General features: G+C 75.4%; 13 protein-coding genes and 1 riboswitch. Of the genes, 3 read left to right on the top strand and 10 right to left on the bottom strand.

All coding sequences use genetic code 11. The annotated features are described in order from the left end of the window. Nucleotides 1–201 precede the first annotated feature (201 nt). The 4 genes from CELF_RS05665 to CELF_RS05650 all read right to left on the bottom strand — a co-directional run bounded on the left by CELF_RS05665 (nucleotide 202) and on the right by CELF_RS05650 (nucleotide 3438). Nucleotides 202–477, bottom strand: coding sequence for a DUF167 domain-containing protein (locus CELF_RS05665; protein WP_013770286.1), 276 nt, complete (start codon nucleotides 475–477; stop codon nucleotides 202–204). A 61-nt stretch (nucleotides 478–538) separates the two neighbouring features. Continuing rightward, nucleotides 539–1024, bottom strand: a complete 486-nt coding sequence (locus tag CELF_RS05660) for a hypothetical protein (protein WP_126297676.1) — start codon at nucleotides 1022–1024, stop codon at nucleotides 539–541. Between the two features lie 91 nt (nucleotides 1025–1115). Continuing rightward, on the bottom strand, nucleotides 1116–2141 hold the full coding sequence (locus tag CELF_RS05655) for a malate dehydrogenase (protein ID WP_232014309.1): 1026 nt from the start codon (nucleotides 2139–2141) through the stop codon (nucleotides 1116–1118). Between the two features lie 79 nt (nucleotides 2142–2220). Beyond that, nucleotides 2221–3438, bottom strand: a complete 1218-nt coding sequence (locus tag CELF_RS05650; protein WP_013770283.1) for an NADP-dependent isocitrate dehydrogenase — start codon at nucleotides 3436–3438, stop codon at nucleotides 2221–2223. A gap of 258 nt (nucleotides 3439–3696) precedes the next feature. Here CELF_RS05650 and CELF_RS05645 point away from each other — a divergent pair, with 258 nt between their 5' ends. Then, entirely contained in the window at nucleotides 3697–4731 is a 1035-nt protein-coding gene (locus tag CELF_RS05645) for an aquaporin (RefSeq protein WP_013770282.1), read from the top strand. A gap of 81 nt (nucleotides 4732–4812) precedes the next feature. Here CELF_RS05645 and CELF_RS05640 read toward each other — a convergent pair whose 3' ends face one another. Continuing rightward, the gene (locus CELF_RS05640) at nucleotides 4813–5199 is read right to left on the bottom strand and encodes a DUF3017 domain-containing protein (RefSeq protein ID WP_212758802.1); all 387 of its coding nucleotides are present in this window, start codon (nucleotides 5197–5199) and stop codon (nucleotides 4813–4815) included. A 57-nt stretch (nucleotides 5200–5256) separates the two neighbouring features. Between CELF_RS05640 and CELF_RS05635 the strand changes: the two genes are divergently transcribed. After that, entirely contained in the window at nucleotides 5257–6546 is a 1290-nt protein-coding gene (locus tag CELF_RS05635; protein WP_232014308.1) for an NAD(P)/FAD-dependent oxidoreductase, read from the top strand. A 99-nt stretch (nucleotides 6547–6645) separates the two neighbouring features. Here the strand turns inward: CELF_RS05635 and purH are convergent, their stop codons facing one another. Both purH and purN read right to left on the bottom strand, forming a co-directional pair. Next, nucleotides 6646–8253, bottom strand: coding sequence for a bifunctional phosphoribosylaminoimidazolecarboxamide formyltransferase/IMP cyclohydrolase (gene purH, locus CELF_RS05630; RefSeq protein ID WP_013770279.1), 1608 nt, complete (start codon nucleotides 8251–8253; stop codon nucleotides 6646–6648). Between the two features lie 34 nt (nucleotides 8254–8287). Continuing rightward, nucleotides 8288–8376, bottom strand: a riboswitch (ZMP/ZTP riboswitch). 66 nt (nucleotides 8377–8442) lie between these two features. Beyond that, nucleotides 8443–9123 carry a phosphoribosylglycinamide formyltransferase gene (gene purN / locus CELF_RS20150; RefSeq protein WP_013770278.1) on the bottom strand — a complete coding sequence of 227 codons (681 nt, stop codon included), beginning with the start codon at nucleotides 9121–9123 and terminating at the stop codon, nucleotides 8443–8445. Between the two features lie 175 nt (nucleotides 9124–9298). Here purN and CELF_RS05620 point away from each other — a divergent pair, with 175 nt between their 5' ends. Continuing rightward, nucleotides 9299–9850, top strand: a complete 552-nt coding sequence (locus tag CELF_RS05620) for a hypothetical protein (protein ID WP_013770277.1) — start codon at nucleotides 9299–9301, stop codon at nucleotides 9848–9850. Between the two features lie 63 nt (nucleotides 9851–9913). Here CELF_RS05620 and CELF_RS05615 read toward each other — a convergent pair whose 3' ends face one another. From CELF_RS05615 to sucC, 3 genes are all read right to left on the bottom strand, one after another. Beyond that, nucleotides 9914–11191, bottom strand: coding sequence for a cell division protein PerM (locus tag CELF_RS05615; RefSeq protein ID WP_013770276.1), 1278 nt, complete (start codon nucleotides 11189–11191; stop codon nucleotides 9914–9916). Nucleotides 11192–11367: 176 nt separating this feature from the next. After that, complete coding sequence (gene sucD / locus CELF_RS05610; RefSeq protein WP_013770275.1) at nucleotides 11368–12249, bottom strand: succinate--CoA ligase subunit alpha; 882 nt, start codon at nucleotides 12247–12249, stop codon at nucleotides 11368–11370. A gap of 35 nt (nucleotides 12250–12284) precedes the next feature. Continuing rightward, the gene (sucC, locus tag CELF_RS05605; RefSeq protein ID WP_013770274.1) at nucleotides 12285–13466 is read right to left on the bottom strand and encodes an ADP-forming succinate--CoA ligase subunit beta; all 1182 of its coding nucleotides are present in this window, start codon (nucleotides 13464–13466) and stop codon (nucleotides 12285–12287) included. Nucleotides 13467–13559 lie beyond the last annotated feature (93 nt).

The following is a 13559-nucleotide window of genomic DNA, read 5'->3' as shown; positions in this document are numbered from 1 at the left end:
ACTCCTTCGTCGACCCGGCACAGCGGTGTGGCGGGACGTCGCCGACCGTACTTCCTTGCAGCAAGTTGCAGCAAGGGTTTCGGGCGTATCGGAGGAGCGTTCGCCAACCGGACATCCCGACGCCCAGTCCAGCACGCCGACGACGTCCCCGCCCGGCGACGCCGACGACCTCCCGCTCCCGACCGGGCCGCGCGGCTCGCCTCAGTGCGGGACCAGCAGCTCCGCGACCCGGCCGCGCACGTCCTGCGTCACGACGGCGTCGTCGACCTCCGCGACCTTGTCCCGGCTCGTCGCGCCCGACACGAGCGACACGTGGCGACGTCGCACCCCGAGCGCGTCCGCCAGCGCGGCGAGCGCCGCCTCCGTCGCCGCGCCGTCGACCGCCCGCGCCTGCACGGCCACCACCAGCCGGTCCCCGTGCAGCCCGCCCACGCGGGTCCGCGACGCCCCCGGCCTCACCCGGATCGCGACACGCACGCCCCCGCCCCCTCCCGGCGCCCCGCCGGGCACCACGTCAGCCCCGCGCGCCCGTGCGGCGTCACTCGGCGCGCTCGTAGAAGACCTTGTGCCCGCTGTCGGGGTCCGGGTGGAAGTACACCGACCCGCTGGGGGCGACGTACAGCTGCACGCCGCCGACACGGGAGGTCCCGCCGGCCACGTCGTCGACCGACAGGTACACGACGTCGGACGCGCTCATGTCCAGGTACTCCCACGTCCCCGCGAGGTCGACCACGTCCGCGTCCGTGACGTCGCCGAGCACGTCCACCGGCACGTCGACGGCGTCGAACCCCCCGTCCGGCCGCAGCGTCAGGCCGCCCTCCCCGTCGACCGCGACGTACTCGCCCGGCAGTGTCTCGGGATCGACACCCTGCACCGCGCAGCCGGCCGTCGCGAGGAGGACCGCGAGCACGGCCGAGGCACCGATCCCCCACCGCGGAACGGACGTCGCGGCACCACCGGCAGGCGTGCGGGACGCCCCGTCGGTCCGGTCGTGTGCGGACGGGCGGGTGGCTGTGAGAGGCACGCCTGCACCGTAGCGGTCACCGACAGCGGCCCGTGGAAGCGTCGCGCCTGCTCGCAGCCTCGACGACGCGAGCCGCCGGAGGACGCCGGCGTCAGACGAGCCCCAGCGCGCGGACCGCCTCGCGCTCCTCGACGAGCTCCGCGACGGAGGCGTCGATCCGCTCGCGGGAGAAGTCGTCGACGTCGAGGTCCGGCACGATCCGCCACTCGCCGCCCGAGGACGTCACCGGGAACGACGACACGAGCCCCTCGGGCACGCCGTAGGAGCCGTCGGACACGACGCCCGCCGACGTCCAGTCGCCCTCGGGGGTGCCGTGCACCCAGGTGTGCACGTGGTCGATCGCGGCGTTCGCCGCCGACGCGGCCGACGACGCACCGCGCGCCTCGATGATCGCCGCACCGCGCTTGGCGACCGTCGGGATGAACGTGTCCCGCACCCACGCCTCGTCGTCGACGACCTCGAGCGCCGGGCGTCCGGAGATCGTCGCGTGCGTGAGGTCCGGGTACTGCGTCGCGGAGTGGTTGCCCCAGATGGCGAGGCGCTGGATGTCGCTCACCGTCGAGCGGGTCCGTGCCGCGAGCTGCGCGAGCGCCCGGTTGTGGTCGAGCCGCGTCATCGCGGTGAACCGGTCCGCCGGGACGTCGGGCGCGTGCTGCGCCGCGATCCACGCGTTCGTGTTGGCCGGGTTGCCCACGACGAGGACGCGCACGTCGGACGCGGCTCCCGCGTTGATCGCGGCGCCCTGCGGGCCGAAGATCCCGCCGTTCGCGCTGAGCAGGTCGCCGCGCTCCATGCCCGCGGTGCGGGGGCGGGCGCCGACGAGCAGCGCCACGTTCGTGCCGTCGAACGCGGCGGTCGCGTCGTCGTGGATGTCGATGCCCGCGAGCAGCGGGAACGCGCAGTCGTCGAGCTCCATCGCGGTGCCCTCGGCGGCCTTCACGGCCTGCGGGACCTCGAGCAGCCGCAGCCGCACCGGCGTGTCCGGTCCGAGCAGCTGGCCCGACGCGACGCGGAACAGCAACGCGTACCCGATCTGGCCGGCGGCTCCCGTGACGGTCACGTTGACAGGCTGGCTGACGGGCACGGCGGCCTCCTCGTTGACGGTGCAGGTGCGCACCCGCACGCTATCGCGTCGGCGTCCGCCGGGAACGCCGACGGCGCCCGTCCCGGGAGGGAGCGGGCGCCGTCGGTGGGGCTCAGGCCAGGCGCGCGGCGAGGTTCTCGTCGAGCGCGGCGAGGAACTCCTCGGTCGTCAGCCACGGCTGCTCGGGGCCGATGAGCGCCGCGAGGTCCTTCGTCATCTTGCCGCTCTCGACGGTCGTGATGACGACGTCCTCGAGGGTCTCCGCGAACTGCGTGACCTCGGGGGTGCCGTCGAGCTTGCCCCGGTGCTTGAGGCCGCCGGTCCAGGCGAAGATCGACGCGATCGGGTTGGTCGACGTCGGCTTGCCCTGCTGGTGCTGGCGGTAGTGGCGCGTGACCGTGCCGTGCGCCGCCTCGGCCTCGACGGTCTTGCCGTCGGGCGTCATGAGGACCGACGTCATGAGGCCGAGCGAGCCGAACCCCTGCGCGACGGTGTCGGACTGCACGTCGCCGTCGTAGTTCTTGCACGCCCAGACGTAGCCGCCCTCCCACTTCATGGCCGCGGCGACCGTGTCGTCGATGAGGCGGTGCTCGTAGGTGAGGCCCTTCTCGGCGAACGCGGCCGCGAACTCCTCGTCGAACACCTCCTGGAAGATGTCCTTGAACTGGCCGTCGTAGGCCTTGAGGATCGTGTTCTTCGTCGACAGGTACACCGGGTAGCCGCGCTGCAGGCCGTACGCGAACGAGGCGCGCGCGAAGTCGCGGATCGACTCGTTGAAGTTGTACATGCCCATCGCGACGCCACCCGTCTCCGGGTAGGTCACGACCTGCTGCTGGATCGGCTCGGAGCCGTCGGCCGGCGTGAAGGTCAGCGTCAGCGTGCCGGCGCCGGCGACCTTGAAGTTCGTCGCCTTGTACTGGTCGCCGTGGGCGTGACGGCCGATGATGATCGGCTTGTTCCAGCCCGGGACCAGGCGCGGGATGTTGCTGATGATGATCGGCTCGCGGAACACGACGCCGCCGAGGATGTTGCGGATCGTGCCGTTCGGCGAGACCCACATCTTCTTCAGGCCGAACTCCTCGACGCGCGCCTCGTCGGGCGTGATCGTCGCGCACTTCACGCCGACGCCGTGCTCCTTGATGGCGTGCGCCGCGTCGATCGTCACCTGGTCGTCGGTGGCGTCGCGGTTCTGGATCGACAGGTCGTAGTACCGCAGGTCGATGTCGAGGTACGGGTGGATCAGGCGGTCCTTGATGAACTGCCAGATGATGCGCGTCATCTCGTCGCCGTCGAGCTCGACGACCGGGCCGACGACCTTGATCTTCGCCATGCGGGGGTCTCCTGTGCCGTGGGGACGGGCCCGTGAAGGCCCAGGGGCCGCGCCGCCCGCTCAGCGCGCGACGGCCGGCGTTTCCGCGGACAAGATTACTCGACGTCAAGACATCTCGGGGACCGGACGGTGTCCCGTCTCGGTGCCCCCGCTCACACTTCGCTGGCATGCTGGCCCCCATCAGCAACGGCGCGGCGGACGGGTGACGAGCCCGCACGTGCACGGCGCCCGCGGACCCGCTCACACGATCGGACCCCCATGTCCCACGACACCCCCGACCAGCCCGCCGACGCGCCCCGGGCCGCGGACCCCGCGCCGGGGGCCGCCGCCGCCGCGAGCGCCGACGCCGCCGCCGCGCCGTCCCCGGAGGCCGCTCCCGCGCCGTCGCTCGCGAAGCAGGCCCCCGTGACGCCGCCGCCGCCCGCACCCGCCCCCGCACCCGCGGACGACGACCTCGACGCCTACGTCGTGCCCGCGGGCACGCTCGTCGCGGCCGGACCCGGGCTCCTGTCGCGCTTCGGCGCCGAGGCGTTCGGGACGTTCGTGCTGGTGCTCGCCGGCATCGGCACGGCCCTGTATGCCGGCGCCACGGGCGCAGGGGCGCTCGCCGTGGCGCTCGCGTTCGGTGTCGCGCTGCTCGCGGCGCTGTCCGCCGTCGGGCACGTCTCCGGCGGGCACTTCAACCCGGCCGTGACCTTCGGGGCGGCGCTCGCAGGCCGGACCTCGTGGAAGGACGTGCTGCCGTACTGGCTCGCGCAGCTCCTCGGGGCGGCGGCGGCCGCGGCGGTGCTGTTCGTCGTCGCGACCACGCTGCCCGCCCTCACGGGCCAGGAGCGTCAGTTCTTCTCGTCGGCCGCGAACGGGTTCGGCGAGCACTCGCCGATCGCCGCGCAGACCGGCGAGGGCTTCTCCTGGATCGGCGCGGGCCTCGTCGAGCTCGTCGCCACCGCGGTGCTCGTCGGCATCATCCTCGGCGCCACGGACCGCCGGGCGAAGGCGCCCGCCCCGGTGGCGATCGGCCTCGCGCTCGCCGCGCTGCTCCTCGTCGCCACACCCGTCACCAACGGCTCCCTGAACCCGGCACGGTCGTTCGCGGCGGCGATCTTCGCCGAGGGCTGGGCGTGGAGCCAGATGTGGCTGTTCTGGGCGGCACCCCTGCTCGGCGCGGCGATCGCGGCGCTCGTCTACCGCGCGTTCGCCGCCGAGCCGGTCGAGGACAACCTGCTCGAGGAGGACGACCTGTACGTCACGACGCAGGACACGCTCGTGGTCGAGGAGCACCGCGGCGCCTGAGCACCACCCCGACGCCCCGGCGTCCGCCCCCGGCCGTCGCACCCGCGACCGCCGAGCGGGCGGGCCCGGGGCGTCGCTCCGTCAGCCCGCTCCGGGCAGGACGTGCGCGAGGAAGCCGATGGACGCCGCCGCGCCGAACAGCAGCAGCAGGTCGAGCGGCTTGGCCCGCACCGAGACGGCGACCGGCCCCGGCGACGGCCGCACGGCCCGCACGACGCCGCACACCGCGAGGACTGCCGCGAGGGTGTACGCACCGGCGCGCGCGCCCGTCGCGAACGCGACGAGCAGGGTCAGCAGCACACCGCCGGCCGTCCACCACAGGGACGCGTTGCGCGCGGCGTCGAGCGAGGCCCGGGCGATGGCGCGCGGGTCGAGCGGCGCCTCCTCGACCGGGATCGGGCCCGTCGACGGGACCGGAGGGTCGGCGGGAGGGACCGGTTGCACCGGCTTCGGGACCTCGTGCCCCATGACCCGCTCCTGCACCATCGATCGATCGCCTCCCGACGGGAGACTACCGTTGCGCGGGTGACGACCAGGACCTCCTCGGACGACCAGCCGCACGTCACACCGCCACCGGTCCGCGCAGCCGCCCCCGTGCCGCGCGACGTCGTCGTCGTCGGCGCCGGCCTGGCCGCCACCCAGACCGTCGCGGCGCTGCGCGAGCGGGGGTTCGACGGCCGCGTCGTCGTCCTCGGCGCCGAGGGGGTGGCCCCCTACGACCGCCCGCCGCTGTCCAAGCACCTGCTCGACCGGCCCGGCCCGACGTGGCTGACGGACGAGATCGGCACCGACGTGACCGTCCTCGCCGACGAGGTGCACCTCGACCGGCCGGCGCGTGGTCTGCGCGTCGACGCCGCGGGTGTCGCGGTGGGGACGGACACCGGGGAGGTGACCGCGGACGCGGTCGTCGTCGCCAGCGGAGCCCGCGCCGTGCGGCCCGCCGGGTGGGAGGCCGCGCTCACGCTGCACACCGCTGCGGACGCCGACCGGCTGCGCGCCACCGTCGGGCCCGGGCGCCGGCTGGTCGTCGTGGGTGCCGGCTGGATCGGCGCGGAGGTCGCGGGTGTCGTCGCGGCGGCCGGTGGCGAGGTCACCGTCGTCGAGGCCGCCGCGTCGCCGCTCTCCGTGGCGCTCGGAACCGCGGTCGGCGCGCTCACGGTCCCCTGGTACGCCCGGGCCGGGGTCCGGCTCGTCACGGGGGCGCAGGTCGTCGAGGTCCGGCCCGACGCGGTCCGGCTCGCCGACGGCACGGTGCTCGCCGCCGACGCCGTGCTCGCCGCGGTCGGTGCCCGCCCGGCGACGGCGTGGCTCGGCGACGCCCTGCCCCGTGAGCCCGACGGGTCGCTGCGGGTCGACGCGTCGCTCGCCGTCGTGGGCGCACCTCGGCACGTGCGCGCGGTCGGCGACGTCGCGCTGCGGCGGTCGGCCCGGCACGGCTGGGTGCCCGGCGGGCACTGGGACGGCGCGTTGCGCACGCCCGCGGCGCTGGCCGCAGACCTGGTCGGGGACCCGGCACCGGCCGAGGACGTCGCGCCCTACGTGTTCTCCACGCAGCTCGGCCACGAGCTGGCCCTGTTCGGCCTCCCCGGCGCCGCCGACGACGTGGAGCTGCGCGGCGACCCCGCCGACGACGCCGGGTGGACCGCGCTGTGGTTCCGGCCGGGCACCGGCACGTGCACCGCCGTCCTCACGGTCGACCGCCCGCGCGACGTCGGGGCGGCCCGCCGGCTGTTCGCCGGTGCCGCGCTCCCTCGTCTCGACCGCGGGCTCGCGCGCGACGCCGGCCGGGCCCTGCGCGAGGCGGCCCTCGCCTGACCCCCGAGCGACGCTGAGGCCTCGCGTGCGACTGATGCGGGCCCCGCGTGCGACTGGTGCGGGCCCGGGGCGCGCGGCGGCGCCCCGGGCCCGGTCGCGTCAGTGCGCGAAGTGGCGCGTGCCCGTGAGGTACAGCGTGACGCCCGCGGCCTGCGCCGCCGCGACGACCTCCTCGTCGCGCACCGAGCCGCCCGGCTGCACGACCGCGCGCACGCCCGCGTCGAGCAGGACCTGCAGCCCGTCGGCGAACGGGAAGAACGCGTCGGACGCCGCGACGGCGCCGCGCGCGCGCTCGACGTCGCCCGTGTTGGCGCGCTCGACGGCCAGGCGGCAGGAGTCGACGCGGTTGACCTGGCCCATGCCGACGCCGACGGACGCACCGTCTGCGGCGAGCAGGATGGCGTTCGACTTCACGGCGCGCACGGCCCGCCAGGCGAACACGAGGTCCGCGAGGGTGGCGTCGTCGGCGGCGTCGCCGGCGGCGAGGGTCCACGTGGTCGGGTCGTCGCCGGGCGCGTCCACCCGGTCCACCTGCTGCACGAGCAGGCCGCCGGTCAGCGGGCGCTGCTCGACGGCCGCGGCACCGAGCGGCGTGACCTGCAGCAGCCGCACGTTCTTCTTGCGCGTCAGGACCTCGACCGCCTCCGGCTCGAAGTCGGGCGCGACGACGACCTCGGTGAACACCGGGGCGATCTGCTCCGCTGCGGCCGCCGTGAGCGTGCGGTTGGTCGCGATGACGCCCCCGAACGCCGACACGGGGTCGCACGCGTGGGCCTTGGCGTGCGCGTCGGCGACGTCGGCGCCGACCGCGATCCCGCACGGGTTGGCGTGCTTGATGATCGCCACGGCCGGGGCGTGGTGGTCGTGCGCCGCGCGCCACGCCGCGTCCGCGTCGACGTAGTTGTTGTAGCTCATCTGCTTGCCGTGCAGCTGGCGCGCACCCGCGAGCCCGCGACCCGCAGCGCCGTCCGCGGTCACGTACAGCGCGGCCGCCTGGTGGGGGTTCTCGCCGTAGCGCAGCACGTCCGACCGCGTCCAGGTGGCACCCGTGAACGCGGGGAACGCGTCCTCGCCCGGCGCGTAGTCGGTCGCGAACCAGCCCGCGACGGCGACGTCGTAGGCGGCCGTGTGCGCGAACGCCTGCGCGGCCAGCGCGCGGCGCTCGGCGAGCGTGAAGCCACCCGCGGCGACGGCCGCCGCGACGTCGGCGTACCGCGCGGGGTCGACGACGACGGCCACGCTCGGGTGGTTCTTGGCCGCGGCGCGCACCATCGACGGCCCGCCGATGTCGATCTGCTCGACGCACTCGTCGGGCGACGCACCCGAGGCGACCGTCGCGGTGAACGGGTACAGGTTGACGACGACCAGCTCGAACGGCGCGACACCCAGGTCCTCGAGCTGCGCGAGGTGCTCCGGCAGCCGCGTGTCGGCGAGGATCCCGGCGTGCACGCGGGGGTGCAGCGTCTTGACCCGGCCGTCGAGGCACTCCGGGAACCCGGTGAGGTCCTCGACGCGCGTGACGGGCACGCCCGTGGCGGCGACCGTCGACGCCGTCGAGCCGGTCGACACGATCTCGACGCCCGCGGCGTGCAGGGCGGCCGCCAGCTCGGTCAGGCCGGTCTTGTCGTAGACGCTGACGAGCGCGCGGCGGACCGGGCGACGGGCGGCGTCGGAGAGCCCGGCGGCAGGGGTGGCGGAGGAGGACATCGGCAGCTCCCGGAGGGGTGGGTCGGTCGAGGGACCCAGGCACCCAGGCGGGCGGTGCTCGGCGGGGGCACTGCGGCCGCTCCCCGGTGGTTGCACCCACCTGCGCCAGTCACGACCGCGGCCGAGTCTATCCGGTCGACCCCGTGCACGGGCTCCTCCGGTGCCCCGCGACGCGGGTCGCGGCCGGTGTCAGGCGGGCGGTCCGATGACGGCGGTGCGTCCCTCGACGTGCAGCCCCTCGCGCACGATGCGCCCGACGCAGTCCACGAGCAGCCGGCGCTCGACGACCTTGATCCGCTCGTGCAGCGTGGCCTCGTCGTCGCCCGGCAGCACCGGCACGGCCTCCTGCGCGAGGATCGGGCCGCTGTCCACGCCCGCGTCGATGACGATGACGCTGCAGCCCGTGACCTTGACGCCGTACGCGAGGGCGTCGCGCACGCCGTGCGCACCGGGGAACGACGGCAGCAGCGCGGGGTGGGTGTTGACCATCCGCCCGCCGAACCGCTGCAGCGACGGGGCGCCGAGGATCTTCATGAACCCCGCGTGGACCACGAGGTCGGGCGAGAACACGGCCATCGCCTCGGCCATGGCGACGTCCCACGCGGCGCGGTCCGGGAAGTCCTTGAGCGACACGACGGCGGTCGGCACGCCCGCGTCGCGCGCGATGTCGAGCGCGCGGATCCCGGGCCGGTCCGACACCACGCCCACGACCCGCCCGCCGAACGCGGGGTCGTCGTGGGCGGCGAGCAGGGCCGCGAGGTTGGACCCTGTGCCGGACACGAGCACGACGATGCGGCCGGACGCCCGGGTGGCCGGTCGGTCGTCGGCCGGGCCGGGGCGGGCGGAGGTCTCGGGTGCGCCGGGAGTCACGGCGCCGACCCTACCCGCGGCGCGCCGACCGCCGGACCGTGTGCCGCGGGCGTGGTCGCGGTAGGCGTGCTCGTGACGGGCGTGGTCGTGGCGGGCGACGACGCGCCGCGCGCACGGGTCGGGCTCGCGTGGTCGGCGCGGGCGCCGCCGCCGCGCGGTGCGGGACAATGGCGCGGTGAGCAACCCGTACGCCCCGCCGGAGGACCGCCCGCGCACGCAGGACGACACCCCGGCCGCGCCGGCACCGGGGCGCCCGGAGCCGGCGCCCGCACCGCGCCCCGCGGTCACGGTGCCCACCGAGGCGGACCGCCGGTCGACCGACGGCGCCCCGGACCCCGACGGCGTCGTCAGGACGGCGGAGCGCGCGCGTCTCGTCGGCATCCTGCTGCTGTCGTCGGTGCTCGTCGCGACGCTCCCCCTGCCGTGGCAGGCCGCGGCGACGGTGTTCGCGCTCGCCGCGCTGGTGATGGGGATCCGCACGCTGGTCGGGGCGGTGCGTGCCCGGGCGCGCGGCATGCTGCCGGGCGTCGTGGCGGCTCTCGTCGTGCTGTCGGCGCTCTGGTCGTTCGGCTCGGTGGGTCGCCTGCTCGCGTGGTCGGTCGAGGTGGAGCGTCAGGAGTGCATGGCGGGGGCGCTGACCGTCACGGCGACGCGGGCGTGCGAGCAGGCGTACCAGAAGGGCCTCGTCGACCTGCAGGACTCGCTGCGCGAGCGCGCGAACAGCTGAGCCGACGCGCCGGCTCGGCGTCGCGCACGGACCGAGCTCGACGCCGGCGACGGCGGCGGCCGGTCAGTCCCGGGAGCGCACGCGGAGCACGCGCCGCAGCTCGGCGCGCAGCAGCGCGTCGCCGGGCAGGACCACGAGCAGGCTCCCCAGCAGGACACCGAGGGCGACGGTCCCGCCGACCGCCCACCCGTGCGCTCCCACGGACGCCATCCGCCCCGGCCCCGCGGCGCCGCTCGCCGCGGACACGAGCAGGGCGACCAGCGCCCCCGCGCTCACGGCGAGCACGCCGCACGTCGCGGCCGCGTGCCACGCCCGTTCGGCACGCAGCCGCCGGTGCACGTAGACGCCGGCGACGAGACCCACGAGCACGAGCACCACGGGCGCGGCCACCGACGTCGGGCCGACCGCGTCGGCGGACGGCAGCGCGCCGAGCAGCGGGACGGCCGGCAGCGGGGTGGTCGTGACCTCGGCCGGGGCGAACCGGCTGCCGAGCCCCACCGCGAACCCGGGCCCGGCCAGCCACGCGAGCGCCCAGACGACGAGGTTCGGCAGGAACGCCAGCTCGGCCACCGCGAGGACCACGCCGCCGACGACGTCGAGGCTGAGCCCGCGCACCACGTCGGCGACGGTGGCCCGCCCGGCGAGCACCCACACGGCGACCAGCAGTGCGGCCACGGCAAGGAGCAGGGCGGTCGCGAGCAGTCCCGCCGCGGCGCCGACCCGGGCGAACGGCGCGACGCGCGACCACGCGGGCCGCGTGAGCTCGCGTCCCGACGGCGCCCCCGGGCGCCGCAGCAGCCCGGCACCGAGTCCCGCACCCGCGACGAGCAGCGCGCCGACGGCGGTCCGCAGGACCGTGCCCGCGCCACCGCCGTGCAGGGCCGCGACGACGACGGCGACCAGGAGGTAGGCGCCCACCGCCGCGGCGTACCCGGACCAGCGCGCGACGCCCGACCGGCGCGCGGACGCGTAGCAGGTGAACACCGCGAGCGCCGTCAGCCCGAGCGGCACGAGCGTGACGGGCGTGCCCGCGACGACGACCGGCGTCCCGTGCCCGAGCAGCCACAGCGCCCCACCGACGCGGACCGCCTGGGTCCAGCCGACGCCGTCGTTGCTCGGGTCGGCGGACGTCGCGACGAACGCGGCGACGGCGGGCAGCGTCAGGGCCGCGAGCGAGAGGACCGCGGCCTGCAGCGCGCACAGCGCACCGGTCGCCCAGTGCGGTGCGCCGTCGAGCGCGCTCGTGAAGAACGCGGACCGGCGGCGGTCGGCGGGTGCACCCGTGCGGCCCGTGCGGGTCAGCACGGGCGGCCGGCCCGTGGGCGGTCCTGCGGCGCTCATCCGGACATCGTCGCCGCAGCCGGACGGACCCGCGGGCACCTGGCCCCGGCGAGTCGGGACACCGGGTGCGTCACGTCCCCGGACGACCGTGGTCGCCGCTGCTCCTGCGGGGCAGGTGCGGCGGCGACCACGAGGCCCGTGCGGGACGGGGGCGAGCGGACGGCGTCAGGCGGGCGTCAGGCGCGCGTCAGCAGCTCGCGCGCGAGGGCGGCCGTCTCGGACGGCGTCTTGCCGACCTTCACACCCGCGGCCTCGAGCGCCTCCTTCTTGGCCTGCGCCGTGCCCGACGAGCCGGACACGATCGCGCCAGCGTGGCCCATCGTCTTGCCCTCGGGGGCGGTGAAGCCCGCGACGTACCCGACGACCGGCTTCGTGACGTGCTCGCGGATGTAGGCCGCGGCCCGCTCCTCGGCGTCGCCGCCGATCTCGCCGATCATGACGATGACCTCGGTCTCGGGGTCCGCCTCGAACGCCGCGAGCGCGTCGATGTGCGTGGTGCCGATGATCGGGTCGCCGCCGATGCCGATGGCCGTCGAGAACCCGAAGTCCCGCAGCTCGTACATCATCTGGTAGGTCAGCGTGCCGGACTTCGACACGAGGCCCACGCGGCCCGGGCCGGTGATGTCCGCCGGGATGATGCCGACGTTCGACTTCCCGGGGCTGATGAGACCGGGGCAGTTCGGGCCGACGAGCCGAACGCCCTTGGCCTGCGCGTAGGAGAAGAACTCCGCGGTGTCGGCCACCGGCACGCCCTCGGTGATGATGACCACGAGCGGGATGCCCGCGTCGACGGCCTCGACGACCGCGCCCTTGGTGTGCGCGGGCGGCACGAAGATCACGGACACGTCCGCGCCGGTCTTCTCGATGGCCTCGGCCACCGAGCCGAACACGGGGACGTCGACGTCGCCGAACGACTGGGTCGTCCCGGCCTTGCGCGGGTTCACGCCGCCGACGACGTTCGTGCCGGACGCGAGCATGCGCGTCGTGTGCTTGGTGCCCTCGGAGCCGGTCATGCCCTGGACGATGACCTTGGACGCCTCGGTGAGGAAGATCGCCATGTCTGTCTGCTTCTCTCTGCTTCTCGAGGCGGGTCTCAGGCGGCGGCGTGCGCCAGGCGGGCGGCCTCGTCGGCGCCGCCGTCCATGGTGTCGGCGAGCGTGACGAGCGGGTGGCCCGCGTCCGCGAGGATGCGGCGGCCCTCCAGCACGTTGTTGCCGTCGAGGCGCACGACCAGCGGCTTCGACGCCTCGTCACCGAGGATCTCGAGCGCCGCGACGATGCCGTTCGCGACCGCGTCGCACGCGGTGATGCCGCCGAAGACGTTGACGAACACCGACTTGACCTGCGGGTCCGTGAGGATGATGTCGAGGCCCGCGGCCATGACCTCCGCGGAGGCGCCGCCGCCGATGTCGAGGAAGTTGGCGGGCTTGACGCCGCCGTGCGCCTCGCCCGCGTACGCCACGACGTCGAGCGTGCTCATGACGAGCCCCGCGCCGTTGCCGATGATGCCGACCTCGCCGTCGAGCTTGACGTAGTTGAGGTCCTTCTCCTTGGCGCGCGCCTCGAGCGGGTCGGCGGCGGCCTTGTCCTCGAGCGCCTCGTGGTCGGCGTGCCGGAAGTCCGCGTTGGCGTCGAGGGTGACCTTGCCGTCGAGCGCGACGACCTCGCCGTCCTCCGTGAGGACCAGCGGGTTGACCTCGACGAGCGTGGCGTCCTCGTCACGGTAGACGAGCCAGAGCTTCTGCAGGACGTCCGCGACCTCGCCCGCGATCTCGGGCGCGAAGCCCGCGGCGGCGACGATCTCGTCGGCCTTCGCCTGGTCGATGCCGGTGCGCGGGTCGACCGCGACCCTGGCGAGCGCCTCGGGGCGCTCGACCGCGAGCTGCTCGATCTCCATGCCGCCCTCGACGGACGCCATCGCGAGGTAGCGGCGCTCGGCGCGGTCCAGCAGCAGCGAGAAGTAGAACTCCTGCGCGATCTTCGCGCCCGCCGCGATCATCACGCGGTGGACCGTGTGTCCCTTGATGTCCATGCCGAGGATCTCGCCGGCCTTCTCAGCCGCCTCGTCGGCGGACCGGGCGAGCTTGACGCCGCCGGCCTTGCCGCGGCCACCGGTCTTCACCTGGGCCTTGACGACCACGACGCCGCCCTCGGCGGGCAGCAGGCGGGTCGCGGCCTCGCGGGCCTCGTCGGGGGTCGTGGCGACGATGCCGCCGAGCACGGGCACGCCGTGCTTCTCGAAGATGTCACGTGCCTGGTACTCGAACAGGTCCACTGTGGTCCAGTTCCTCTCGTCCGACCGGCCTGCGCGACCTCGGTCCGGCCGCAGCGCCGTCGACGATCGTAGCCGCCGGGCGGAGATATCTTC

The organism is Cellulomonas fimi ATCC 484, from assembly GCF_000212695.1.
GTDB classification, from domain to species: domain Bacteria; phylum Actinomycetota; class Actinomycetes; order Actinomycetales; family Cellulomonadaceae; genus Cellulomonas; species Cellulomonas fimi.
Note: the sequence above shows the minus strand (reverse complement) of the source record. Positions and strands in the feature narration are given on the sequence as shown.

Bases quoted from the DNA above. Each gene is read 5' to 3' on its own strand.
- CELF_RS05640 (WP_212758802.1), bottom strand. From the start codon at position 5,199: ATGGGGCACGAGGTCCCGAAGCCGGTGCAACCGGTCCCTCCCGCCGAC.
- CELF_RS05615 (WP_013770276.1), bottom strand. From the start codon at position 11,191: ATGAGCGCCGCAGGACCGCCCACGGGCCGGCCGCCCGTGCTGACCCGC.
- purH (WP_013770279.1), bottom strand. From the start codon at position 8,253: ATGTCCTCCTCCGCCACCCCTGCCGCCGGGCTCTCCGACGCCGCCCGT.
- sucD (WP_013770275.1), bottom strand. From the start codon at position 12,249: ATGGCGATCTTCCTCACCGAGGCGTCCAAGGTCATCGTCCAGGGCATG.
- CELF_RS05645 (WP_013770282.1), top strand. From the start codon at position 3,697: ATGTCCCACGACACCCCCGACCAGCCCGCCGACGCGCCCCGGGCCGCG.
- CELF_RS05650 (WP_013770283.1), bottom strand. From the start codon at position 3,438: ATGGCGAAGATCAAGGTCGTCGGCCCGGTCGTCGAGCTCGACGGCGAC.